18 protein-coding genes and 1 pseudogene are annotated in these 22,874 nt (G+C 38.9%); 13 read left to right on the forward strand and 6 right to left on the reverse strand.

Annotation, left to right across the window (positions count from 1 at the left end):
• Positions 1 to 134 precede the first annotated feature (134 nt).
• From DBO93_RS08270 to DBO93_RS08280, 4 genes and pseudogenes are all read left to right on the forward strand, one after another.
• Entirely contained in the window at positions 135 to 1,265 is a 1,131-nt protein-coding gene (locus tag DBO93_RS08270) for an S-(hydroxymethyl)glutathione dehydrogenase/class III alcohol dehydrogenase (RefSeq protein WP_108455907.1), read from the forward strand.
• An 86-nt stretch (positions 1,266 to 1,351) separates the two neighbouring features.
• Positions 1,352 to 2,190, forward strand: a pseudogene (gene fghA / locus DBO93_RS08275) (S-formylglutathione hydrolase).
• A gap of 262 nt (positions 2,191 to 2,452) precedes the next feature.
• Positions 2,453 to 2,599, forward strand: a complete 147-nt coding sequence (locus DBO93_RS18700) for a hypothetical protein (protein ID WP_162533756.1) — start codon at positions 2,453 to 2,455, stop codon at positions 2,597 to 2,599.
• A 339-nt stretch (positions 2,600 to 2,938) separates the two neighbouring features.
• Positions 2,939 to 6,388 (forward strand): M36 family metallopeptidase, encoded by a 3,450-nt coding sequence (locus DBO93_RS08280; protein ID WP_108455908.1) that lies wholly within the window; start codon positions 2,939 to 2,941, stop codon positions 6,386 to 6,388.
• Positions 6,389 to 6,592: 204 nt separating this feature from the next.
• Here DBO93_RS08280 and DBO93_RS08285 read toward each other — a convergent pair whose 3' ends face one another.
• Positions 6,593 to 6,946, reverse strand: a complete 354-nt coding sequence (locus DBO93_RS08285) for a DUF1428 domain-containing protein (RefSeq protein WP_108455909.1) — start codon at positions 6,944 to 6,946, stop codon at positions 6,593 to 6,595.
• A gap of 280 nt (positions 6,947 to 7,226) precedes the next feature.
• On the opposite strand from DBO93_RS08285, the gene DBO93_RS08290 reads away from it, so the two are divergent.
• The 7 genes from DBO93_RS08290 to puuE all read left to right on the forward strand — a co-directional run bounded on the left by DBO93_RS08290 (position 7,227) and on the right by puuE (position 15,979).
• Positions 7,227 to 8,921 (forward strand): NAD-dependent malic enzyme, encoded by a 1,695-nt coding sequence (locus DBO93_RS08290; protein WP_108455910.1) that lies wholly within the window; start codon positions 7,227 to 7,229, stop codon positions 8,919 to 8,921.
• A 235-nt stretch (positions 8,922 to 9,156) separates the two neighbouring features.
• Entirely contained in the window at positions 9,157 to 9,858 is a 702-nt protein-coding gene (locus DBO93_RS08295; protein ID WP_108455911.1) for a GntR family transcriptional regulator, read from the forward strand.
• Between the two features lie 38 nt (positions 9,859 to 9,896).
• Positions 9,897 to 10,550: a TetR/AcrR family transcriptional regulator gene (locus tag DBO93_RS08300; RefSeq protein ID WP_108455912.1), complete on the forward strand. Its 654-nt coding sequence runs from the start codon at positions 9,897 to 9,899 to the stop codon at positions 10,548 to 10,550.
• Positions 10,551 to 11,153: 603 nt separating this feature from the next.
• Positions 11,154 to 12,359 (forward strand): urate hydroxylase PuuD, encoded by a 1,206-nt coding sequence (locus tag DBO93_RS08305; protein WP_108455913.1) that lies wholly within the window; start codon positions 11,154 to 11,156, stop codon positions 12,357 to 12,359.
• Between the two features lie 137 nt (positions 12,360 to 12,496).
• On the forward strand, positions 12,497 to 13,237 hold the full coding sequence (locus DBO93_RS08310) for an outer membrane protein OmpK (RefSeq protein ID WP_108455914.1): 741 nt from the start codon (positions 12,497 to 12,499) through the stop codon (positions 13,235 to 13,237).
• Between the two features lie 27 nt (positions 13,238 to 13,264).
• Positions 13,265 to 14,614: a nucleobase:cation symporter-2 family protein gene (locus DBO93_RS08315; RefSeq protein ID WP_108455915.1), complete on the forward strand. Its 1,350-nt coding sequence runs from the start codon at positions 13,265 to 13,267 to the stop codon at positions 14,612 to 14,614.
• Positions 14,615 to 15,058: 444 nt separating this feature from the next.
• On the forward strand, positions 15,059 to 15,979 hold the full coding sequence (gene puuE, locus DBO93_RS08320) for an allantoinase PuuE (RefSeq protein WP_108455916.1): 921 nt from the start codon (positions 15,059 to 15,061) through the stop codon (positions 15,977 to 15,979).
• Positions 15,980 to 16,059: 80 nt separating this feature from the next.
• Here the strand turns inward: puuE and DBO93_RS08325 are convergent, their stop codons facing one another.
• The 4 genes from DBO93_RS08325 to uraH are packed head-to-tail and all read right to left on the reverse strand — an operon-like array spanning position 16,060 to position 19,011.
• On the reverse strand, positions 16,060 to 17,202 hold the full coding sequence (locus DBO93_RS08325; RefSeq protein ID WP_108455917.1) for an MFS transporter: 1,143 nt from the start codon (positions 17,200 to 17,202) through the stop codon (positions 16,060 to 16,062).
• Between the two features lie 19 nt (positions 17,203 to 17,221).
• Positions 17,222 to 18,121, reverse strand: a complete 900-nt coding sequence (uspE, locus tag DBO93_RS08330) for a universal stress protein UspE (RefSeq protein ID WP_108455918.1) — start codon at positions 18,119 to 18,121, stop codon at positions 17,222 to 17,224.
• 52 nt (positions 18,122 to 18,173) lie between these two features.
• Positions 18,174 to 18,611 carry a YtoQ family protein gene (locus DBO93_RS08335; protein ID WP_108455919.1) on the reverse strand — a complete coding sequence of 146 codons (438 nt, stop codon included), beginning with the start codon at positions 18,609 to 18,611 and terminating at the stop codon, positions 18,174 to 18,176.
• Between the two features lie 46 nt (positions 18,612 to 18,657).
• Positions 18,658 to 19,011: a hydroxyisourate hydrolase gene (gene uraH, locus DBO93_RS08340; RefSeq protein WP_108455920.1), complete on the reverse strand. Its 354-nt coding sequence runs from the start codon at positions 19,009 to 19,011 to the stop codon at positions 18,658 to 18,660.
• 234 nt (positions 19,012 to 19,245) lie between these two features.
• Between uraH and DBO93_RS08345 the strand changes: the two genes are divergently transcribed.
• Both DBO93_RS08345 and DBO93_RS08350 read left to right on the forward strand, forming a co-directional pair.
• Entirely contained in the window at positions 19,246 to 21,429 is a 2,184-nt protein-coding gene (locus tag DBO93_RS08345; protein ID WP_108455921.1) for a malate synthase G, read from the forward strand.
• Positions 21,430 to 21,434: 5 nt separating this feature from the next.
• Positions 21,435 to 22,271 (forward strand): bifunctional allantoicase/(S)-ureidoglycine aminohydrolase, encoded by an 837-nt coding sequence (locus DBO93_RS08350; RefSeq protein ID WP_108455922.1) that lies wholly within the window; start codon positions 21,435 to 21,437, stop codon positions 22,269 to 22,271.
• 114 nt (positions 22,272 to 22,385) lie between these two features.
• Here DBO93_RS08350 and DBO93_RS08355 read toward each other — a convergent pair whose 3' ends face one another.
• Complete coding sequence (locus tag DBO93_RS08355) at positions 22,386 to 22,871, reverse strand: MarR family transcriptional regulator (RefSeq protein ID WP_108455923.1); 486 nt, start codon at positions 22,869 to 22,871, stop codon at positions 22,386 to 22,388.
• Between the last annotated feature and the right edge of the window lie 3 nt (positions 22,872 to 22,874).

Below are 22,874 nucleotides of genomic sequence, written 5' to 3' on the forward strand. Positions count from 1 at the left end.
CCAGTAAAAGTGAATTGTATTTTGGTGTCATTATCATCATTTAATTTTTGCAGTACACTAGCTTCATCGTGAACATTTGTATTTGTATTTGTGTTCTACCCAGAAAATATACCAATTTAAAAGTGAGAATAAATATGTCAGATAAATTTATTAAATCAAAAGCCGCTATTGCTTGGGGTCCTAAGCAACCTTTATCTATCGAAGAAGTCGATGTTATGCTGCCTCGCAAAGGTGAAGTACTGGTTAAGGTTATTGCTTCTGGCGTATGTCATACCGATGCCTTTACTTTGTCAGGTGAAGACCCAGAAGGTATTTTTCCGGTAATTTTAGGTCACGAAGGTGGCGGTATTGTTGAGCAAATAGGTGAAGGCGTTACCAGTGTTCAAGTTGGCGACCATGTTATTCCTTTATACACGCCAGAATGTCGCGAATGTAAATTTTGTTTATCAGGTAAAACCAACCTGTGTCAAAAAATTCGAGAAACCCAAGGTAAAGGTTTAATGCCTGATGGCACGACACGATTTTATAAAGATGGTCAGCCAATTTTCCATTATATGGGTTGTTCAACATTTTCTGAATACACAGTGTTGCCTGAAATTTCATTAGCGAAAGTGAATAAAGATGCACCACTTGAAGAAGTGTGTTTACTCGGTTGTGGTGTGACTACCGGCATGGGCGCTGTGATGAATACAGCAAAAGTTGAAGAGGGCGCAACGGTAGCTATTTTTGGCTTAGGCGGTATTGGTTTATCAGCGGTTATTGGCGCAACCATGGCAAAAGCAGGGCGTATTATCGCCATTGATATTAACGAAAGTAAATTTGAGTTAGCGAGAAAGTTAGGCGCTACGGATTGTATTAATCCGAAAGATTATGACAAGCCTATTCAAGACGTAATTGTTGAATTAACCGATGGCGGTGTTGATTACTCGTTTGAATGTGTTGGTAACGTTAACTTGATGCGCTCTGCGTTAGAGTGTTGTCATAAAGGTTGGGGCGAGTCAGTTGTTATTGGTGTTGCCGGTGCCGGCCAAGAAATATCAACCCGTCCATTCCAATTGGTGACAGGGAGAGTATGGAGAGGTTCAGCGTTTGGTGGTGTTAAGGGCCGTACTGAGTTACCTGATTATGTAGAACGTTACTTAGCGGGTGAGTTTAAATTAAGTGACTTTATTACCCATACCATGGCCCTTGAAGACATTAATGAATCGTTCGATTTAATGCACAAAGGCGAAAGTATTCGTACTGTTATTCATTTTGATAAGTAAGTGTCATCTTGATAATTAAGATGTACTTAGTTAAAAAATCACAAGCTCTTGCAAGAGAGCTTGCTCTATCATTTTGAGGTTTTAGCATGACAATAGAGAATATTAGTGTAAATAAAAGCTTTGGTGGTTGGCATAAGCAATATAGTCATCAATCGAAAACATTAAATTGCGCGATGCGCTTTGCTATTTACTTACCACCACAAGCTTCAAATGGCGAAAAAGTACCGGTGTTGTATTGGCTTTCGGGTTTAACGTGTAGTGATGAAAACTTTATGCAAAAAGCTGGGGCTCAACGCATGGCCGCCGAGTTAGGTATTGCTATTGTTGCGCCAGATACTAGCCCTCGTGGTGAAGGTGTTGCCAATGATGAAGGCTACGATTTAGGTCAAGGAGCCGGCTTTTATGTCAACGCGACACAAGCACCTTGGAACCGTCATTATCAAATGTACGATTATGTGGTGAATGAGTTGCCGGCCATTATTGAGTCTTCATTTCCAGTCTCAAATAAACGCGCCATTAGTGGTCATTCAATGGGGGGCATGGCGCTTTGACTATCGGGCTTTTAAACCCTGAACGCTATAGCTCAATGTCGGCATTTAGCCCGATTTGTAATCCAGTTAATTCGCCATGGGGCAAAAAAGCTTTTACCGCTTATTTAGGCAAAGACCAAGCCAATTGGCGCAACCATGATGCCAGTGAATTGATGCGCAAAGCGAAACAGTTTATTCCTACTAAGGTTGACCAAGGTGGTGCGGATGATTTTCTTAGTGAGCAGTTAAAGCCTGAAGCTCTAGAAGCTGCAGCTAAAGTTAATGGTTACCCGTTAGCATTGGCTATTCACGAAGGTTATGATCATAGCTACTACTTTATTTCATCATTTATTGAAGAGCATCTGCGTTTTCATGCTCAGCACTTAAATAAATAGCAACGAGACTAATTTCGTTTCTTGAATTAACGGTTTTTTACCTGCTAAATTTGCTCGACTGTTGAGCTTTATAATAACAGTCGAGCGCTTATCCAATCTCCCTGTGCCGATATTCAGGCGACAATTAACTCCGTACTGTTATCGACATTAATTAGTTATTAAGTTTTGTTACTACCGCATTATTTATGGCTATTTTGACGTTAAAGTTTTTAGATATCTAACGGATTGTTTAACCCATAATAACGATTGAAGGAGTTAAAAAATGAAAGCAAAATTTCACCTATTGCGATTAATGAGCGTGATAGTAATTCTATCCACGTTATTTGCGCCATTTTTATTATTTATCATGACAGGTAGTGACAACTTCTTTGGACACTATAACCATAATATTTGGTCAAGTTACCAATAATTACATAAGTAACAGCGACCTAGGGTCTTTATCTTGAGGACCTTTTATACTTCCTAAAGCTTAGCATGAAGATGTTAATGGTAAGCCACCTGTAAATTGAAAATTGAGTAATACCCATTTGATTAATTTTAACCATTAAAAATGAGCAGTTAATTAATCAACTTAGTATTCAATGGGACTAGGGGTTTTTACCTAGCTTGAGTGAGGGGAACACCCGATTAACCTTTGTTGAAAAAGTGGGCACTGTGGAGAGGTGAATTACTTTCTTACCCATAAAGCGGCCATGAACGTTTGAATATTTTCTCGTTTATAGCTGCAAAAAATATAAAGGTTATTAAGATGAAAACTACACTACTCTCTAGCGCTATTGCGTTTGCACTTGCTACACCTTTCACCGTTTTACCCACCGACGCTTATGCTGCTGCAATTACAGACAGTGCGAAAGCAAATAAAATCTTAAATTTTGATGTTGTTGGCGTGCCAACCCTTAATCAACTACAAGATACAGCGTTTACCAATTTAATGGCATTGAGCACAACACAAGCTCAAGCCATTAACCAGTTTAAAGCGTCAAACCCCAATGCACAGGTTTCAGTGAACGATATGACTGGAACAATCGATGCTATGACGGGAATGGCCATTAAAACTTCAGGTAATTCTGCAGAAAATATGGCGCGTAATTTTATTGCTGACCATCAAGATATTTTTGAAGGTTTGAGCAATGACCAATTACAATTTAATGCTAACCGTTCAAAACCCGCTTTAGGTGGCCAAGTTGTTCGTTTCGAACAAATGGTTAATGGCATTAAAGTAGAAGGTAACGGTGTTGGTGTTGTTATCGATGCAGACAATAATGTTCGTGGTGTTATGGGCCCGTATCAAAAAGACTTTAGTGTTGCTAGTCAACCTGAACTTTCTGCAGAAGCTGCGGTATTAGCGGCAAGCCAAAATTTATTACAATTTCAAAAAGATATTCCTGCGGCGGCATTAGATGTATTAACACCAGCATTTGAAACTATTGCCACTAAATTAGGCGTATTTAAAACACCTATGCCTGAGTTACGTTTTGTACAAACAGGTGAAGGACATAGTTTAGTTTGGCAGTTTTATTACTATTCAACTAACCCATTTGGTGTTTTTAAATATATGGTTGATGCGCAATCTGGTGACGTTCTTTACCGTGAAGATCAAGTACGTACCGCAGAAGGTGATGAACCTACCGATCAATATGCCGATTATTTCCCAACCTTTCCACCGATCACTGCTGAATTACAAGACAATTGTGAAATCATAGATGAAGACGGCGGCTTAACCGGTAAACCACAAGACTTATTGCGCATTAAATTAAGAAAATTTGATGATACCAACCGCATTACTGGTGTTGAAGGTGTCTTGACAGGTAAACATGCCCTTATCGGCAGTGCCTTACCAACGAGTTCACCATTTGCTCAAGCCGCGCTAGGCACTTATTATTTTGATCGTGATGAAGCGTCAGTATATGGCCGCGTCGATGAAAAAGATCATACCACAGGCTCAAAAGTACATTTTGATGGTATCAGCCAGTTTATTTATATTACTAACTTATTGGAATATTTGGATTACTTACACAAAGATGGTGATGCGGTTCATGCGCGCGGTTTTGGTAGTGGTAGTTTTCCGGATCAATACCCAAATGAGGCAACTCCATTAGTGGGCGTTGTGCATATTCCTAATGTTTTAGATGCGCCACAAGACCCAAGTGACCCTGAGTTCCTAAACGACTTGTTAAACTTAGATAATGCCTTCGCTATTCCACTTTCACAAGACGTTGCTGGTCAAGAAGTTGTGGTTAACCCGACGTTTTATGGTCACGGTAATCTTTTTAATAACCTAGCAATAGATTTTAGTGTTCCAATTCATGAAGGTACACATGCGACTATTACGCCAATTGCAGGCTTTGAAGGTAGTCCAGAAGGCGGCGCGTTAAACGAAGGTCAAGCAGATTTATGGGCTTATACTATTGGTGAAACGCCAGATTTAGGAACGTATCCGGTTAATGCTTGTAAATTAAGAGATGTATTACGTGAAGGCAATGTTGACCCAGACTCTTTTGAGTATATTCGTAGTGGCCAAAGTCAATTGCGTTATTCTCAATTAGGGACTCGCGGTAACACTTTTGAAGTACACAGAGACGGTGAAATTTATGCCGGCGCAATGTGGGATTTACGTGAATTGATGGTAGAGATGTACCCAGCTAACGACTTTGTGCGACCTGATCCAGTGACTGGTGAAGCAACGCAAGCGGCTAGCTTAGGTAAAGAAACTTGGGAACGTATCTTCTTAGGCTCTATGTATGTACTAGGTGTTAGTGCGCCAGATACATTTGTTAAAGCCCGAGACGCGGTGTTAATTGCTGACGCTATGTTATACCCGGCAAATTCAATTGATGCGAATTCTCTTGGTAAGCACCATGCGTTAATTGAACGTGTATATGCTGCTCGTGAATTAGGTAAAAATGCCCAAGCACCACTTGGCGGTGTACAGATGATTTCAACTGCGGTAAGTGACTTCACTGCCGGTCAAGAAGCCCCAGCTACACCACAAAATATTATTGCTGATATTGTGAATCAAGACAGCATTAATGTGACGTGGGATCGTGTTGATAATGTCATTGGTTATCAAGTATTAAAACGTAAAGGAGGCAGCCCAGCGCGTTTATTTGCCGGTGTTCCTGGTCGTGAATATATTGATGGTGATTTAACGTCTAATGGGTATACCCATGTTGAGTTCGTTACTGAGCCGAGTTACTTAGATAAAGGTCAAGGCTTTGGTCGTGGCGCGGGTCAAGGTATCGAAGCTTTTGATTACCAATATGTTGTACGAGCTATTAAAACTAACGCTTCAGGTCAGGTTGGTTTTTCTGACTTATCTGGTACGGCAAAAACTAAACTAAAAGCGAAAAATGTGACTAAGGATGTTCAAGCAAGGATCAGTAATGTGACTTTCTCGCTTAGTGAATTTGCTTTTGATAATACCTTAACTAACAATGGCGCGAAGTCACTATTTGGACCTATCAACTTTGACATTGTGTCAATTAGTAGTCCTAACGTTACGGTTAACAACGCTGATAATTCAGGCAGTGGTCAACGTGGTGATAAAGCACGTTTCATCTACGATGAAGCTTTGGCAATTGGTATGGACTCAAGTGCGCGTAATCTAAGCTTTGCTAATCCTTTAGCTGAAATGTTTACTTTTAAAGCGAAAGTATTCGCTAAGATAGAAGGGCAATCACGTGCCGCTAATGGTAGCCAAGTGTCAAATGATACTTCTGAAGCTGCAGAACGCGAAGTGGTTTACCATGCTATTTCTGAACATAAAGGTTTAGTCGCAATCGGTACAACTGATGTACTAGTTGCCGATGGCGTAGATTATGTCGATGTTAACTTTAACGCATTAAGCAGTGCAACAAGTGCCGTAGCGACCTTAAGTGCAGATGTTGATGTAGGTGGTGCTTATCCAGATCTTGATTTCTCTATGTTAGATAGCGAAGGTAATGTATTAGCTACATCAGGTAATTTAGGTGCGTCAGAGCAAGTAGGCAGCACCGTTGTTGGTGGTGAAACTTACACATTACGTGTGAAAGGTTATGCAAATGGACCAACACAATTTACTATTGTGCTAGACCAAATGGTAACTGATGCTGCTGATGCTGGTAACGAAGCAAGTGCAGAGAGTGCACCTGAAGACAGTGCTATTGAATTGGTTGAGTTTATGGTTAACCCAGTGAACGGTACTATCATTAAGCTTTAAGCCTTAAGTTATGAACCAAAGGCTTCACTTTTAGAAACCAGTAATAGCCCACTAATGTAGTTAGTGGGCTATTTTTTATATTTAAAGAATGACTACCGAGGATAAACTCAACAAGTTTTATATTTTATCAATGGCTATTAAACTTACCGAGCTATCGAAATGTCAGTGTACCCTAGCGAGATATAACCTGAGATATTAAGTTCGTTATTTTTCCAAAATGGTTTCGAAACTGCCAAAGATCATCCGCTTACCGTCAAAAGGCATCGTCATGTTGTCCCAGTTCATGCGAGAGTCTGCCATGACTTTTTTCACCCCCAACTCCCTTGCCTCTTTAGAAGCCCAAGTGATCCAAGAAAAAACCACCGTTTCATTAGCTTCGCACTTTACTGCCATAGGAAACGAGGTGGTTTCACCATCAGGGACATCGTCGCCCCAATTTTCTACTACGGTTAAGGCGCCATGATCTTTAAAAATAACCGCCATCTCTTCAGCGAGTTTTAGGTAGCTGCTTTTATTTTTAGTGGGTACTGCTATTACAAAACCATCTACATAAGCCATTTTGTTCTCCTATATTGAATAGTTAAAACTCATTATTTGATCACTTCTACTTATCAATCTTATAACGCCGTAGCTTTTATTTTAACCATTAAAAATGAGCCGACAATTAATCAACTGGATATTGTATCGTCGTTAGATTTATAACTTAATGTTATTAGCCGATATGAAATAAATCACAATTATTATCTTGATATCAAGATAATCGCTTGTTATCTTGGTATCAAGATAAAATAAATGCAGCGGTAATTTCTTTCACCTTCCAACAAGAGCTATAACGTTAATGAGCAATAATCCAGTGTCAAACTACTTATACATTCCACATTCAGGCCCCGCCTTACTTGAAACACCTTTATTAAATAAAGGTAGTGCATTTACTGAGGTAGAGCGAAAAAATTTCAATTTGCTGGGTTTATTACCGCCGCGCTATGAGTCAATTGAAGAACAAGTTGAACGCGCTTATATGCAATACAAAAGCTTTGATGAGCCATTGAATAAGCATATTTATTTGCGTGCTATTCAAGATACTAACGAAACCTTATTCTTTCGGTTGATACAAGCGCACATTGAAGAAATGCTGCCAATTATATATACCCCAACCGTTGGTGATGCTTGTGAAAAATTCTCAGATATTTACCGTTCTTCTAGAGGGTTATTTATCAGCTATCAAGACCGATACTTGATTGACGATATTTTGAGAAATGCCACCAAAGGTAAAGTTAAAGTGATTGTCGTCACTGATGGCGAACGAATTTTAGGACTTGGCGACCAAGGTATTGGTGGTATGGGTATTCCGATTGGAAAACTTTCGTTATATACCGCTTGTGGGGGTATTAGCCCAGCTTACACACTACCTGTGATGTTGGATGTAGGCACAAATAATCAGAAACTATTGAACGATCCTATGTACATGGGCGCTAAACATCAACGTATTGGTCAAGCTGAATACGATGAGTTTTTGGATTTATTTATTCAAGCAACCCAACGCCGTTGGCCAGAAGTGATGATCCAATTTGAAGATTTTGCTCAACCTAATGCAATGCCATTACTGAATAAGTACCGAGATACGGTGTGTTGTTTTAATGATGATATACAAGGTACAGCGGCGGTCACTTTAGGTACAATATTAGCGGCTTGTCGTACACGAAAAACTAAGCTTTCACAGATGAAAGTTGCTTTTGTTGGCGGTGGCTCAGCTGGTTGTGGTATTGCCGAAATGCTAATTCAACAAATGTGTTTTGAGGGATTAAGTGACACACAAGCACGTAAACAAATATTTATGGTCGATAGATATGGTTTGTTAACACAAGGTATGAGCGGGTTACGTGATTTTCAAAGCGCGTTGCAGCAGCCGTTATCATCGCTTGTAGATTGGGAATATAGTTCAGAATATCCGGTGTTAATTGATGTCATTAATTGTGCCAAGCCTGATATTTTGATTGGTGTTTCAGGTCAGCCAGGTTTGTTTACCGAACAAGTGGTACGTAGCATGAAGTTACATTGTGAACGACCTATAATATTTCCATTAAGTAACCCTTCTAGGCAGGTTGAAGCTACACCTGCACAAATCATTGAATGGACGGATGGCGAAGTTGTTGTTGCAACAGGTAGCCCATTTGCGCCGATAACGCACAAAGGTAAGTATATTCATGTTGCCCAATGTAACAACAGTTATATCTTCCCGGGTATTGGTTTAGGTGTACTTGCTTGTAGCGCCCGAATTATTAGTGATGAGATGTTAATGGCGGCCAGCAACGCACTTGCTGATGCATCAACACAAGCGACAGATCCTAATGCTGCTTTGTTGCCGCCAATGACCGATATTGCGACATTAAGTCGTAAAATAGCGTTTGCTGTCGCTAAAGTGGCAATGCAGCAAGCGCTTGCTTTACCCATAACTGACGATGTTTTGCTGGCGAATATTGCAAACAATTTTTGGCAAGCTGAGTACAGAGACTATAAACGGGTATCAATATAATTAAGTCTTAAAAACACTAAAAACATGGTTTACCTTAATAAAGTAAACCATGTGTACGCATTATTATTCAAAACAAATTCAAAATAAATTCAATATCTAACCCTTCATATCTTATCTTTATCTACTTCAGTAATCGTTTTTATTGGCATCGAAACGCGCATCTTATGATACTTTGGGTATATACTAAGCGCTTGAAAGTTTGCTATAAATTGATTTACCCGTATTTAGGAATGTGATGAAAGAGAAGTTAGTGGCTGATAAAAAACCAAAAAAAATAAGTGATAAGGAAATATATCAAGAGATTTTCGACGCGATTTTGTCGTTTCGTTTACGTCCTGGCACTCGGCTAACTGAAGAAAATTTATCAAAAATATTCAATGTCGGCAGAACGACTATCCGCAGTGCCTTACTGCGTCTGTCGCAAGATCATATTATAGAGATAGAGCCTAATAAAGGTGCTTTTATTGCCAGCCCAACCGTCAAACAAGCGCATGATATTCTTGAAGCTCGAAAAATTATTGAAGTGGCGATCGTTAAAGATGTGATTAAATATGCAACGGCGAGTGACTTTGACTTACTTCGACGTATCGTAAAAGCAGAGCAAGACAATATTGATGATGAACACATGGTTGAAGGAATTCAACTAGGTGGAGACTTTCATTTAATGCTCGCAAAAATATCACAAAATGCCACTTTAGAGCGCATTATCACCACCTTAATACCACAAACATCTCTGGTTATTGTGTTGTATGAGCAACCTGACGCACCTAAATGTTCTCACTTAGAGCATTTTGAACTGATTGACGTTATGCAAAAAGGACAAGTCGACAAAGCTTCTGAGCTAATGTATAACCACGTGCAAGGCATTAAATCGCGTTTAAAACTAGAAGATAAAGAGCCCGTTGGTGATTTAGTTGATATTTTTAAAAAACGTTAGCACATGAGCTAATTTAAATTACGTAAATAGATCCACATATGACGAAAATACAAATCAATGAAGACGCCTTAGGTGGTTCACACCAAAAAACGCGTTTATATAACAAAAATATAATATTAGCTGCAGCTGGCCAAGAATTTAAGCAATATGGCTTTAATGGTGCTTCAATATCGCGTATCGCTGAGACGGCTAAACTACCTCGAACTAATATCCATTACTACTTTAAAAATAAGTTAGCGTTGTACGGTGCGGTATTAACAAATATTATTAATCTTTGGAATCAAGCTTTTGCGAATATAAACGCCGACGATGATCCTGCTCAAGCCATTGCTAGCTATATAGATGCGAAAATAGAGTATTCACGTATCAACCCCACAGCTTCGATCATTTTTGCCAGTGAAATATTGCATGGTGCTCCTTATTTAAGTGAGTATCTTCAAACGGATTTTAAACACTGGATAGATGAAAAAGCAAAGGTTATAGAAGCATGGCAAGCACAAGGTAAAATAGATAAAGTCTCGGCTTATCATTTACTTTTTACTATCTGGGGTGCTACGCAACATTATGCAAATTTCGCCGTAGAAATTGAAGCAGCCTTGGAAAGACCGCTCAATATAGATGATTTCGACGAAGCTAAAAGAACTATAAAGCATATAATTTTAAAGGGCTGTGGCCTGTCATATCAAACTTAAACTTCTCGTAACTTAACACCAATCTTAAACAAAACTTAAATAAAACTTATGTTTAGCTTATTGTAAAAAAATAAGCGTGATTCAGGCATAAGTTAAGCGTTTACGTGAGTTTAATTATTTTAATTTCCCCGCTACAAATCCTCCCAAGACCTCGTTTTTTTGGCGGTTTTTTCTTTGCCAAAATCTCAACCTGCCTGTTATGTCAGATTATTGTATGCATGATTGTTGACAATCTGTTTTTTGTTCAATATGCTAGGTTGATATTGGTTAATCAATAAACAGCAATAAACATAGATACGCTAATACCAACAACTATCGAATGTTTTGCTTTTCGGTAACAGGCAAATAAAGAATATTTTATTAGCATCGAATAATGTTTTATCAATTTACTAAGTTTAATTTGTTAATACTCTTTAGCAATAAAAGACCTTAACAAAGGCTATGAAATATAGTTCTGAAAAAATTTCATTAAGATCACTGGCATAGCAAGAAAATATAAGCCAAGGTTATTTAACATAAAGAGTTTTGGCTATTCATGTTTAAAAATATTATTGGTATTAATTATCATTAAAACAATAATCATTATTGAAAAGGATCAAGCAGGTGGAAGCGTATTTTTTTGACGTGTTAAATTTTTTAGTTCGCAGTCTTCATATCATCACAGGTATTGCATGGATTGGTGCATCTTTTTATTTTGTTATGCTCGATAACTCATTAAGTAAGCCGAAAAAATCTTCTGATACTGAAAATGGCGTATTCGGAGAGCTTTGGGCTGTTCATGGTGGTGGTTTTTATCATTCCCAAAAGTATATGCTTGGGCCTAAAAATGACCAACTAGATGACAATCTACACTGGTCGAAATGGGAAGCCTACACAACGTGGATCAGCGGCTTCTTCTTAATGGCGATTGTTTATTGGTATGGCGCAGATATCTATCTTATTGATGCAAGCAAAGTTGATATGACGCAAGGCACAGCCATAGCCGTTAGTTTAAGTTTTATGTTCGGTGGCTACATTATTTATGACATATTGTGTAAATCTGCTTTAGCTAAAAACGATTTACTTTTAGGCATTGTTATCTTTATTTTGGTATCAATTGCAGCCTACGCTCTGACGCAAATATTCACCGGAAGAGGGGCTTTTATGACCTTCGGTGCGATGTTAGGTACGATTATGGCCGCCAGTGTACTCTTCGTGATTATTCCCGGTCAAAAGCAAATGGTAGAAAGACTCAGAGCAGGGCAAGAGGTTGACGCAGCACCGGGCATTGCAGGTAAACAACGTTCAGTTCACAACACCTATTTCACCTTGCCAGTGATATTTGTGATGATCAGTAATCACTATGCAATGACTTATAGCCATGAATACAATTGGTTGATTTTAATTGCTATTTCTATGGCAGGCGCCTTAATTCGTATTTTCTTTGTCTCACGTCACAGCCCTGGTAAACCCTTAACAGGCGCACTTATTGCCGCCATTGCGATTATGATTGGCGTTATCTGGGCCATGGCACCTAAAACTGAAAATGTAACGCTTGATACTTCTGCTCCATTAGTAGAATTCTCTCAAGTAGCCACTATTATTGAACAGCGATGTACAACTTGTCATGCACAAAAGCCTACGCAATTGGGTTTTGCAGCAGCGCCAAAAGGTTATATGTACGACACGCCTCAACAAATTAAAGCGCAAATGCCACAAATTTATCAACAAGCAGTAGTCCTTAAAGCTATGCCTATTGGCAACTTAACGGGCATGACTGATGAAGAGCGACAGTTAGTATCAACTTGGTATCAACAAAATCAACATTAGAGTGATAAATCAGTCACTTTTTACTGATGTTGAAAGTGCTGTAAACAAGAAAAAAATAATTAAAATAATTTAAAAAAATAAAGATAATAAAACAATAAAGTATCACAACAACAACACAACAAAAGCGAGAATAAAACATGAATAAGATTACTACAGCTATTGCTGCCTCGACCCTGTTAGTTGGTTTAGCTAGCGCAGCAGTAACAACTGCACAAGCGTCCGTCTGGAGCTCTACAAAAGTAGAAGGTTTATATGGTCAAGACTATGCACGCGGTTTTAATGGTGCTGATAAAGACGAAGCTATTTTCACTATTGCCAATGCTACAGGTTTTACTTGGGGTGATACTTATTTTTTCGCTGATGTAACTAACATAAGCAATGCTGATGATACCAGCGGTACACATTTAGAGTTTGGCCCTCGATATCGTTTTTTCAAGCCTGAAGATAACAGCGTAATCAAAGGTGTCTATGGTATCGTTCAAGCTGATATGACTTCTAATAAATTTACCACCAAAATAGTAAAAATGGGTGGTGCAAGTTTAGATTGGAATGTATCTGGCTTTAAATTTGTTAAAACGCATTTACAATACCGTGATGATCCTACAAAAGACGGCAGTTCTGTACAGTTTAACTTAGTTTGGAGCAAAGATTTTTCTATTAGTGATGAGAAATTTTCATTCGAAGGCTTTTTAGATTGGACCTCAGGTGAAGGCGATGGCTTTGGTAGTGAATCAAACTTATTAATGCAACCTCAAGTGTTATGGCATGCAAATGAAAGCTTTGCTGTTGGCGTAGAATATCAATACTGGAAAAACCGTTTAGGTATTAAAGGACGTGACGAATCAGTTCCACAAATTATGGTACGTTGGACTTTTTAGTCTGGCTGTCTAAACGAGGAAAATAATATGTCTAATTTATCTGTAGGAACACCGGAACAATGTCGTGATCCTAACTACATGCCGCGTTTAAGCGTGGCAGTTCCCTTGGGTATTCAGCATGTACTCGCCATGTTTGTAGCAAATATAACACCAGCGATTATTATCGCAGGTGCTGCGGGCTTTGGATTTGGCTCAAACTCACCAGACTTCCCTATGATGCTATACATGATGCAAATGTGTATGTTACTGGCTGGTGCAACTACTTTGTTACAAACCATAGGTGCTGGTCCCATTGGTGCTAGATTACCTATTGTTCAAGGAACGAGCTTTGCTTTTATTCCCATTTTAATTCCATTAGTCGCTGGTAAAGGTGTCGATGCAATGGCTGCGGTTACTGGCGGTATATTTATTGGCGGTTTATTTCAAGCTGCTTTAGCGCCATTAGTCGGTCGTTTACGTTTTGCTCTACCTCCTTTAGTCACAGGTTTAATTGTTACTATGATTGGTCTTTCTTTATTGAAAGTAGGTATTCAATATGCCGCTGGTGGTGTGCCAGCCATTGGTACACCTGAATATGGTTCATTACAAAATTGGGGTGTTGCTAGTGTTGTTATTGTTGTAACCCTAGGCTTGAAGTTTTTTACCAAAGGCTTTTTGTCAGTATCATCAATTTTACTAGGCTTGATTGCAGGCTACGTTGTAGCCTACTCAATCGGTATGGTGAGCTTTGATAATGTTGGCCGTGCCGCTGCTTTTGCAATGCCTAAAATACTACCATTTGGTATTGAATTTACGGTTGCAGCAGTTCTCGGTATTGTTCTTATGTCCTTTATATCGGCTATTGAAACGGTAGGTGACGTTTCGGGTATTACTAAAGGTGGTGCAGATCGAGAAGCAACGGATACTGAAATCAAAGGTGCTACTTTTGCTGATGGTTTAGGTTCATCGTTTTCTGCCATTTTTGGTGGTTTACCAAACACTTCGTTCTCGCAAAATGTAGGCTTAATTGCCATGACACGCGTAATGAGTCGACATGTGGCCACTATAGGGGCGGTATTCCTTATTATTTGTGGGTTTATCCCTAAAGTGGGTGCCATTATTTCTACCATTCCCATTGAAGTATTAGGCGGTGGCGTTATATTAATGTTTGGTATGGTGGCATCGTCAGGTATGAAAATGCTTGCTGATGTAGATTGGACTAGCCGTAATATGGTGATATTTGCTATATCATTGTCTTTAGGTTTTGGTTTAATGCTTGAACCTGGTGCTTTACAACATATGCCAAGTACAGCTAAAGCATTATTGGCAACAGGGTTACTTCCTGCAGCGTTTCTTGCTATTTTCCTTAATCTAATTGTTCCAGACGAGCCTGATTAAGTTATATAAGGCTAGTTTGTTAAGACGAACTAGTCTTAGTTATTCATATAATAACTAGCATATTATTATCGGGCAATAAATTGATAACTTTTGTTCGATAATATTAATTTTATATTAACTCTTTAACGTGATTATTAGATAATACTAAATGACGAAACTAAAAAATTAACTTGCCTCAGCTCAGCTATTTTTAATAATAATGAGTGACTTTTAAAGGTAATTCAGTTCTTCCAAATACATTTTTAATTAGAGATGTTATATCCAAAACTACTTATATTACCAGTATAAAAGCTTATATGAGCAACGGTCGATAAGCTTTAATATTCAGGATATTTATTATTTACTTACCTGCTAGAGACCGTATTTATGTTGTTAAATGGAAAAATCCTAAAGCAGCAGTTACAAATTTAAATTTAGAAATTAAACTATCGAGTTGACATTAATATGACATCAGAAAATCTTAATGATTATCCAAGAGACATGAAAGGTTACGGGCAAAAAGTGCCACAAGCTAATTGGCCGAACAAGGCAAAAGTAGCGGTTCAATTTGTTATTAATTATGAAGAAGGTGCAGAAAATTGTATCTTGCATGGCGATAAGGCCTCTGAAACCTTTTTATCTGAAATTATTGGTGCCTTACCTTTTGAAAATGAACGCCATATGAATATGGAATCATTTTATGAGTTTGGCAGTCGTGCAGGTTTTTGGCGTTTACATCGTTTATTTACACAGCGAAAAGTACCCGTTACCGTTTTCGGTGTTGCTATGGCGATGCAGAGAAATCCTGAAGCGGTAGCAGCCATGTTAGAAGCTGATTGGGAAATTGCCAGCCACGGTTATCGTTGGATCGACTATCAAAAAGTATCTATTGATACTGAGCGTGAACACTTACAAAAAGCCATTGCTATTCACCAAGAAATGACCGGCGAAAAGCCTAAAGGTTGGTATTTAGGCCGAATGAGTGAAAATACGCGACAATTGGTCATGGAAGAAGGCTCATTCTTATATGATTCTGATAGTTATGCTGATGACTTACCCTATTTTATTGACGGCATAAACAAACCACATTTAATCGTACCTTATACACTTGATGTAAACGACATGCGCTTTGCCAGCCCACAAGGTTTCAATGCAGGTGATCAGTTCTTTAACTATTTAAAAGATACCTTTGATACCTTGTATGCAGAAGGTGCAGACGCACCAAAAATGATGTCGATAGGACTGCATTGTCGCATTATTGGCCGACCAGGTAGGTTTGCAAGTTTAGTGCGTTTTCTCGACTATGTAGAACAGTTTAATGATGTATGGTTATGTAGAAGACAAGATATAGCTGAGCATTGGATTAAGCATCATAGTGCTAGTTAAGTTGTTCTAACTTACAAGCCTTATCAAAACCCAAAAAGCCCGTAAGACGATTATATCTACTTACGGGCTTTTTAATGTCCTTAATCGCTAGATTTATTTTGTAAAAATAGGGCAATTATCACCATAGAAAAACTTAATACAGACAAAAACGTCATTGGCCATTCAAAACTGTGTGTTATGTCTCGACCTATACCGACCAGCGATGGCGTAACACCTCCAACAATATAACCAAAAGATGACATCATAGAAGATAATTGTGACGCAGATTGTGGCGAGTCTGACTCCATAACGGGCAAAGCAAGTGCGAGTGCAAATGTTCCCGATGTTGTAATTCCTAACAGTGATACTATTAAAATTGGCTGCCATTGTGGTTGCCATGCAATGCATAGGATTAAAAATGTAGAAGACAGCGTTACCACCGCAATGAGTATATTACGATTGGCTACGCGTGCAGCTAATAATGGTAATGCAAATGCACCTATGATGCCCGAAGCCATAAACGAGCTCGCTAGCATACTTGCCTTAATAGTATCAAAGCCTGCATGCTGAAAGTGTGCTACTAACCATGTTGACAATGCATAAAAAACACCAGATTGCGCGGCGAAAAACCCGGTTAACAACCAAGCTCTGAAAGAGTCTAACGGCAGTTTTTGATGGGTGTAAGCCGGTTGATTGTTACTGGATGATTTAGGCATAAAAATAAGCAGCATAAGAAAGGCGACTAAGGCCAATAATCCCCATGCAGCTAACCCGCGCTCCCAATGGTCGTTGTTGAGCTTTATGATCGGAATCGTCAGCGCTACGGCAAGTGATGCTCCAACAGAAATGCTGACAGAATATATCGTGATGGCGAGCGTAATATGACGCGCAAAGTACTGTTTTATAAAGCCAGACATTAATGGACCGGCGATAGCAATAGCAACGCCAGCAATGAACGCTGAAATTAATAATAACGAGAAACTGTATTGGCTAAAGTAACGAATGGATAAGGCAGCGAAGAGTAGTGCCATAGCAGCTGTTAACACGCGTTCTTGACTCCACCGTCGCGCTAAAATAGGCGCAATGGGGGCGAGGAAACCCATTAACAGTACAGGAATTGTGGTAATTAACCCTGCACTAGCACGACTGAGTGATAAGTCCTGAACAATACGCTCCATAACGGGAGCAATTGAAGTAAGTGCAGGTCGTAAATTGAGAGAAATAAGAATAAGGGCTATTAACAATGTAATAGCCCTTAGGTAGTTAGCCTTTAACAACAAGAGTATCGCAGTCCAATTTGTCGATAATATATTCAGCAGTATTACCTAATAACGCGGCCGTTACACCTTTACGACCAACAGATCCTAGTATCAAACATTCAGCATTTAAATCGTCACATAACTTTGGCACAACGTGACCAGGTAAACCTTCTTCGACAATGATGTTTACATCAGCAATATTTAAATTATCTGCTAATATTTTTAAGCTTTCTTTATGCTTTTGCATAACTCGAGCATTGACTTTATCTGGATCGAAAGCCGATTTATCAACTGCGATATGCATAGGGGCCTTACTGACCGTATTGATAAAATGTAAGTTTGCACCAAATAGTTTTGACATAGAAGCAGCTTCTTTCGCCACCTTTTCACTTAAACACTGATGCTCGCTATCGCCGTCATCTAAACTGATGGCGGTAACTATATCGCCGTTACAGGTCCATTTATGGTTTTTAACCATCAGCACATTAATCGGGCTACAACGAAGTAAATTCCAATGATCAGGGGTAAATAAGTTACGAACCGATTTTTTGTAATGCTTGGTTTCTTTAATAATAAGATCACAGTTATTTTCTGTGGCTAGGCTTATAACACCTTCATACCACTTTTTATGCCACGTCACTACACACTCAGTTTTTGTTTCAATTTCAAGTGAAGCAGCCAATGCTAGCATCACTTTTTTCTGATCGTCCATTAACGTTTGTTTTAATTCTTTACAGCTTTCAGCCGCCACCCCTGAGGCTTTTTCTATACTGCGATTATACATTGAACTGCCTAAAACCAATGTCGCTTGGTATTTGTTTGCCAAAAAAACAGCACGAGCAAGGGCGGGTTGTTCTTCCCTGTGTGGGGTGATCGCGACGAATATACGTTTATAATCTGCCATTTTTTTTCCTTTATTTTATATTTAAGTGATTAATTAAGAAGTTATCTTTCTATTATTGTTTAATTACATATTCAATGATTTTGATAATATCGTCTGTTGTTTTCGCCCAAGCTAATGCCATAGCATCAACTTCTTTAAGTGGATGAATAATACTCTCATCATGCAGAGTGATATAAGGCTTACTCAAGGCAGCACATTGACCAGCATCAAAAGCCGCGTTCCATTGTTTATATTTGTCACCAAATCTAATAATGGCTAGGTCGCAATCATTAATCAGCGTTTGCGTTCTTATCGCGTTTACTTTTGAAGACTGATGGTCGCGCCAAAAGGGATCTTCTGCATGCCCTAAATGATCGCCCGCAGCATCGCTAAGCTCATGCACTGTAACCGCCGAAGTAAATACTACAGGTAGCGATTTGCAGCCTTGTTCTATTTGTTTGCGCCAATCGGTATGAATTTCACCTGAGAGATAAATATTCCATTGTTTCATGCTGAACACCTTTTATTAAAATATTGAAAAACGACTGAATTGTGATTTAGCTTCCACGATATGTCGAATAACTCCACGGGGAAACTAATAAAGGAACATGGTAATTGGCATCAGCATCAAAAATACCGAAATTGATTGGAATACGATTTAAAAAAGCAGGTTCAGTACTATCGCCTGTGATCTTTGAAAAGTAATCGCCAACATGAAAAACAATCACGTATTCACCCACTTCGATATCATTAGCGTCAAGTAACAACTCATCAGTTCTACCATCAGCATTTGTTATTAAGGTTTTAATAAGCTGATGCTCAGTACCTTCTACTCGAAAGAACTCGAGTTTTATGCCTTGTGCAGGAACGCCATTTGCTGTGTCTAATACGTGTGTGGATAACTTAGCCATTTATTATTCCTTGTAGAACTAACTAAAACTTAGATGTTCTCAGTATAGTTTTTCAGTAAAAATTTGAATGCGATTAAATAAAACACTTTTCTTCAGCATACTATAGAGCAGTTCATTTTAAATTGTCAACAATTTTGTTTACAATTAACTGTCTTTGTTGACAGGTGTTAAGTATTTGTTTACATTTATGGGTAATGAAGCTTTAAATATCCAAGAGTAATGAGTAATTAATACATGACAAAATTCCAACAAAAAGACTTATTAAAAGTTAATAATGATTTAGTAACCTTTATCAAAGAAGAAGTGCTGCCTGACTTGAATATTTCAGAGCAACACTTTTGGACGGCTTTATCTGAAATCACCCACGAATTAGGGCCTGAAAACAGAGCGCTATTAGTTAAGCGAGATAAAATACAAGCACAAATAGATCAGTGGAATTTAAAGCATCAAGGCCAGTTTGATCTGTCAGCGTACAAAACATTTCTAACAGAAATTGGTTACTTGGTGCCAGAAGGTGAAGACTTTAAAATAACTACCCAAAATGTAGATTCTGAAATTAGCACACAAGCAGGTCCACAACTTGTGGTGCCAACTGCTAATGCACGCTTTGCATTAAATGCGGCTAACGCACGGTGGGGAAGTTTATATGATGCACTCTATGGTACCGATGTTATCAGTGATGAAGGTGGGGCATTAAGAGGGCGATCACATAACTCGATTAGAGCAAACAAAGTTATTGCTTATGGTAGAGACTTCTTAAACGAACATTTTCCTTTGATTAAAGCTACTCATCATGATGCTAGTGTTTATTCGATTAACAATAATGAGCTATTGGTTACATTAAACGATGGCACAACAACACAACTACAAAATAGCCAACAATTAATCGGCTATCAAGGAACGCAAACTAGCCCAAGTTCTATTTTATTAACCCATAATGATTTACGCGTAGCGATTGAAATAGACCCGACTTCAACCATTGGTAAAACTGATGCTGCTGGCGTAAAGGATATTACCTTAGAGTCTGCGCTGACCACGATTCAAGATTTTGAAGATTCTGTTGTAGCCGTTGACGCGAAAGAGAAAATTCAGGTATATCGTAATTGGTTAGGCTTAATGAAAGGGGACTTAAGCGAAACCATCGAAAAATCAGGTCAGGTTTCCAAACGTATTTTAAAAGCAGATAAAGTTTATCAAAACCTTGCAAACGAAAGTTTTAGTGTACACGGCCGCAGCTTATTGTTTTGTCGCAACGTTGGCCATTTAATGACAAACCCCGCAATCGTTGATAAAGACGGCTTTGAAATTCAAGAAGGCATTATGGACGCTATGATCAGCACCTTGATTGCGCTACATGATTTGCAAAAAAACAACCTGCATCGTAACTCCAGAAATGGCAATGTGTATATTGTTAAGCCTAAAATGCATGGCCCTGAAGAAGTCGCATTTGCTAATAAGCTTTTTAACGCGGTTGAAGATGCTTTAAGCTTAGACAGAGATACCATTAAAATTGGTGTTATGGATGAAGAGCGCCGCACGACGGTAAACCTAAAAGAATGTATCAGAGCCGTTAAAAGCCGCGTTGTTTTTATTAATACGGGGTTTTTAGATAGAACTGGCGATGAAATTCACACCAGTATGTTGCTTGGTCCTATGGTCGCCAAAGGTAATATGAAAGCACAGCCTTGGATTAAAGCCTATGAAGATTGGAATGTAGATATAGGGTTAGCTTGTGGTTTTACAGGTAAAGCGCAAATAGGCAAAGGTATGTGGGCAATACCCGATGAAATGGCGGCAATGATGAAAGCAAAAATTGCTCACCCATTATCAGGTGCTAATACCGCTTGGGTACCATCACCAACGGGAGCAACGCTTCATGCTATGCATTATCATCAAGTTGACGTATTTGCTCAGCAAAAAGAAATTGAAAAAAGACCACGCGCTAACATTGATGATATCTTAACAGTACCTTTGCTTAGCGACGTTAGCAGCCTGACTACAAAAGACATTGAGAATGAATTAAACAACAATGCACAAGGCTTACTCGGTTACGTCGTAAGATGGGTTGACTTAGGTATGGGAGCGTCAAAAGTTCCTGATATAAACAATATAGGTTTAATGGAAGACAGAGCCACGTTACGTATTTCAAGCCAACATATTTGTAATTGGCTAGAGCACAATATTCTAACACCAGCGCAGGTTAGGTCATCTTTAGAAAAAATGGCGATGGTGGTCGATCAACAAAACTCACACGATAACGCTTACCAAGCGATGTCAGACGATTTTGACAACAGCTTATCTTTTCAAGCCGCGTTAGATTTAATATTTAAAGGTAAAACCCAACCTAATGGGTATACCGAACCATTGTTGCATGAATACAGAAAAAAATTCATTGCAGCCCAGACATCAAGGAAATAAAGACCATGTCAGATAAACACACTTACTATGCTCCAACCGGTGGTTTACCACCACAAACACAATTGATTTCAGACAGGGCAATTTTTACTGAGGCATACGCCATTATTCCAAAACGTGTGTTAACTGATATTGTGATCAGTTACTTACCTTTTTGGGAAAACATGCGTATGTGGGTTATCGCGCGTCCATTAAGTGGTTTTTCAGAAACCTTTTCACAATATATTGTTGAAGTTGGCGCAAATGGTGGCTCTGAAAAACCTGAATTAGACGAAAAAGCAGAAGGTGTGCTGTTTGTTGTTGAAGGCGAAATGGACGTAAATATTGAAGGCACTAACCATCACCTTGAAACAGGTGGTTATGCTTATTTACCGCCTGGTTGCAAATGGACGCTAAAAAATAACAGCAGTGCCAACGTTAAATTTCATTGGATCCGCAAAGCGTATCAATTTGTGGAAGGTATCGATGCACCTGAAGCCTTTGTTACCAGTGATAACGAAGTAGAAGGCATTGAAATGCCCAATACTGGCGGCGTATGGAAAACCACTCGCTTTACTGAACAGTCAGATATGCGTCATGACATGCACGTGAATATTGTTACATTCGAACCCGGTGGAGTTATTCCGTTTGATGAAACTCATGTCATGGAGCACGGGCTTTATGTATTAGAAGGCAAAGCGGTTTATCACCTCAATGGTGAATGGGTTGAAGTAGAAGCGGGTGATTTTATGTGGTTACGCGCTTTTTGCCCACAATCTTGTTATGCCGGTGGCCCAGGCCCGTTCAGATATTTACTGTACAAAGACGTAAATAGACATATGCCTTTTATACGTCCTGCTAAGTAATTATTTACGGAAGACCTTACTAAAGAGATAACTAGAAACGCATGTAATAATCAAATTTAATGACATTACATGCGTTTTTTTATACTTGAACTTCAACGGCTAAATATGGAGTGCTTAGTAGCCTATTTGCGTAAGGTAGCGCTTTAATAAATGCTCAAATTGCGCTTGCTCTGCTGATGTAAAACAAGACACTACCGCTTTTTGGCTTTGCGCATGTTCAACAATCACTTTCTCAATAAGACTTAAGCCTTTCGGCGTGAGAGAAACAGTGACACTGCGTTTATCTTTTTTATTGGTTGTGCGTTTAACCAGTTTTTTACTTTCAAGTAAATCAATTCTACTGGTCATCGTACCTGAGGTTATCAACATTTGTTCAAGCAATTGATTTGGCGAAAGCGCATGCGGAGGGCCGATACGCAGCAACGTCGCTAAAACATCAAAGCCAGCATCTGTAAGTTCGTAATCACGAAATGACTTAGTTAATTCATCGCTCATGTGCTTTGATATTCTTAATACTCGGCTAGTAATAGCCATAGCTTTAGTATCGAGTTCTGGCATTTGAATTGCCCATTGCTCAATTTTTTTATCGACTTCGTCCATTAT

This window comes from Colwellia sp. Arc7-D (genome assembly GCF_003061515.1).
In the GTDB taxonomy this organism is placed as follows: domain Bacteria; phylum Pseudomonadota; class Gammaproteobacteria; order Enterobacterales; family Alteromonadaceae; genus Cognaticolwellia.

Coding starts and splice junctions, on each gene's coding strand:
- DBO93_RS08270 (WP_108455907.1), top strand. CDS start 135: ATGTCAGATAAATTTATTAAATCAAAAGCCGCTATTGCTTGGGGTCCT.
- DBO93_RS18700 (WP_162533756.1), top strand. CDS start 2,453: ATGAAAGCAAAATTTCACCTATTGCGATTAATGAGCGTGATAGTAATT.
- DBO93_RS08280 (WP_108455908.1), top strand. CDS start 2,939: ATGAAAACTACACTACTCTCTAGCGCTATTGCGTTTGCACTTGCTACA.
- DBO93_RS08285 (WP_108455909.1), bottom strand. CDS start 6,946: ATGGCTTATGTAGATGGTTTTGTAATAGCAGTACCCACTAAAAATAAA.
- DBO93_RS08290 (WP_108455910.1), top strand. CDS start 7,227: ATGAGCAATAATCCAGTGTCAAACTACTTATACATTCCACATTCAGGC.
- DBO93_RS08295 (WP_108455911.1), top strand. CDS start 9,157: ATGAAAGAGAAGTTAGTGGCTGATAAAAAACCAAAAAAAATAAGTGAT.
- DBO93_RS08300 (WP_108455912.1), top strand. CDS start 9,897: ATGACGAAAATACAAATCAATGAAGACGCCTTAGGTGGTTCACACCAA.
- DBO93_RS08310 (WP_108455914.1), top strand. CDS start 12,497: ATGAATAAGATTACTACAGCTATTGCTGCCTCGACCCTGTTAGTTGGT.
- DBO93_RS08315 (WP_108455915.1), top strand. CDS start 13,265: ATGTCTAATTTATCTGTAGGAACACCGGAACAATGTCGTGATCCTAAC.
- puuE (WP_108455916.1), top strand. CDS start 15,059: ATGACATCAGAAAATCTTAATGATTATCCAAGAGACATGAAAGGTTAC.
- uspE (WP_108455918.1), bottom strand. CDS start 18,121: ATGGCAGATTATAAACGTATATTCGTCGCGATCACCCCACACAGGGAA.
- DBO93_RS08335 (WP_108455919.1), bottom strand. CDS start 18,611: ATGAAACAATGGAATATTTATCTCTCAGGTGAAATTCATACCGATTGG.
- uraH (WP_108455920.1), bottom strand. CDS start 19,011: ATGGCTAAGTTATCCACACACGTATTAGACACAGCAAATGGCGTTCCT.
- DBO93_RS08345 (WP_108455921.1), top strand. CDS start 19,246: ATGACAAAATTCCAACAAAAAGACTTATTAAAAGTTAATAATGATTTA.
- DBO93_RS08350 (WP_108455922.1), top strand. CDS start 21,435: ATGTCAGATAAACACACTTACTATGCTCCAACCGGTGGTTTACCACCA.
- DBO93_RS08355 (WP_108455923.1), bottom strand. CDS start 22,871: ATGGACGAAGTCGATAAAAAAATTGAGCAATGGGCAATTCAAATGCCA.